Source organism: Vibrio sp. V19_P1S1T109 (genome assembly GCF_002241375.1).
Lineage (GTDB): Bacteria > Pseudomonadota > Gammaproteobacteria > Enterobacterales > Vibrionaceae > Vibrio > Vibrio anguillarum.
In genome coordinates this window covers 1-2,007 of sequence record NZ_NDIM01000172.1, presented here as the reverse complement: position 1 = coordinate 2,007, position 2,007 = coordinate 1, and the positions used below count along the sequence as shown (strand labels likewise).

The window sequence follows — 2,007 nt, the reverse complement described above, 5'->3', positions numbered from 1 at the left end:
TTATTTAGGGTGATGGTGATGATGAATGTTCATTACAAAATTACGCATACTTATCAGCTCTTATTGGTTTGCTGTCTTGACTCCACACTAACCAAGCTGATGTTCTTTTTCAACTAAAAATTTTGCTTTTTTAAAATCTTTTTTCGCCGTCGTGCACCAGTAATAAAAAAGGGAAACTTTCGTTTCCCTTTTATCAACTCTATTTAACCAAAATACGGCTACAACGTCTCGCAATGTGTCATTTTTGATTTCGCCATAGCGGCCATAATCATGCACACAATGATAAATGCAACAGAGGCACAAGCCAACGAGATCAGCACTGACGCTGTCATGCCTAAAACAACAAAACCGACACTCGAAACCAAGGCCGTAGCCAGTGCATACGGCAATTGTGTCGCAACGTGATCGATATGGTTACAACGCGCGCCTGTCGACGATAAAATGGTGGTGTCAGAAATAGGAGAACAGTGGTCACCAAAAACGGAACCAGCGAGCACCGCGCTCAGCATCGGGAGTATTAGAGCGATATCGGTCGCCGCGGCCATATCTCCAGCAATGGGCAACATGATGCCAAACGTTCCCCAAGAAGTGCCGGTTGAAAACGCCATCACACCCGATAGTAAGAATAAGATGACCGGTAGCCAATGCGGATCAATATTACCTTGAACCAAAGATGACATATACGCACCGGTTTTCATGTCCCCAATAACAGAGCCAATTGTCCAGGCAAAAATCAGGATCAAAATCGCACCAAACATCGATTTAGCACCGATCCACAATGTATTACTGATGTCATTCATTGGCAGCTTTTGCTTAAACACGGTAAACAGAGCCATCGCCAAGCCAACTAGCCCGCCGTAAATCAATGAAGCGCCGACATTGGTGTTTTCAAACGCACCCAGTAGATCAAATGCTTTACCGTCTGCGGCTAAAGATTGACCACCCGTAAATAACATGGCTGAAATCGTTGCAATGATGAGTAATACGATAGGCAAAACCAGATCCAACACTTTGCCATGTTCGCTCTCTTTGATATCAAGCTCTTCATTTAACTCATGTGCGTCTTGGCTATCGTTTTCATTTGCGTCGTCGAATCCACGGCCTTGGGAGGCATTAATTTCATGCTGGCGCATTTGACCAATATCTAATTGGAACCACACCACCGCAAACACCATCAGTAATGCAAAAATGGCATAAAAATTCATTGGTACTAAACGCATGTACGCGCCCAATGCCGAATATTCGGTAATCCCGTGAGAAACGAGAATACCGCCAATAATCGTCATAATGTACGCGCCCCAACTAGAAGCTGGCATCACAACGCACATTGGTGCTGCAGTTGAATCAAGGATATAGGCAAGTTTAGCGCGAGATACATAAAAGCGGTCAGTCACAGGACGAGAAATAGAACCTACGGCTAAACTGTTAAAATAATCATCAACGAAAATAAACACACCCAAAAATGCCGCCAGCAGTTTTGAGCCACGTTTACTTTTTACGCGGACTTGTGCCCATTCGGCAAAAGCACGAGTACCGCCAGACAAAGTTAATAGCGCGGTCATCATACCTAATAAAAGCAAAAATCCGACGATACTCATATTCCAAGTGTTAATGCCGCCATCAGCAACAAAGACGCTTGATACCTTAGTAGCAACATAACTGAATGCACTACCAAAAGAATAATCCGCGAGTAATACCGCGCCTAATACAATACCGACACCTAACGAAACAAGTACTCTGCGTGTAAGAACAGCCAAACTTAATGCTACCAGAGGCGGTAACAGCGACAGAGGAGATGATGCAAAATCGATTAAATTCATGATCTTCAAAAACCAGTAAGTAAATGGTTAGAGATCTACTGCAGACAAATTACGGGCTAAGGTAACCATGTAATTCATGTTGAACTAAGCGAAAGGGAAGCGAACACTTCACCCAACCCTACAGTAGCGCTCCATAGTTTAAAAAAAGAATAGACTATGGCAGTGTTGTTCCTATTCGAATACAACC

General features: G+C 43.5%; 1 protein-coding gene and 1 riboswitch. The gene reads right to left on the bottom strand.

Going from position 1 to position 2,007, the window contains the following annotated elements:
• Positions 1-218: 218 nt before the first annotated feature.
• On the bottom strand, positions 219-1,820 hold the full coding sequence (locus B9J87_RS08150; RefSeq protein WP_029388167.1) for a Na+/H+ antiporter NhaC family protein: 1,602 nt from the start codon (positions 1,818-1,820) through the stop codon (positions 219-221).
• Positions 1,821-1,936: 116 nt separating this feature from the next.
• Positions 1,937-2,007, bottom strand: a riboswitch (Lysine riboswitch). This riboswitch is flagged as partial in the annotation.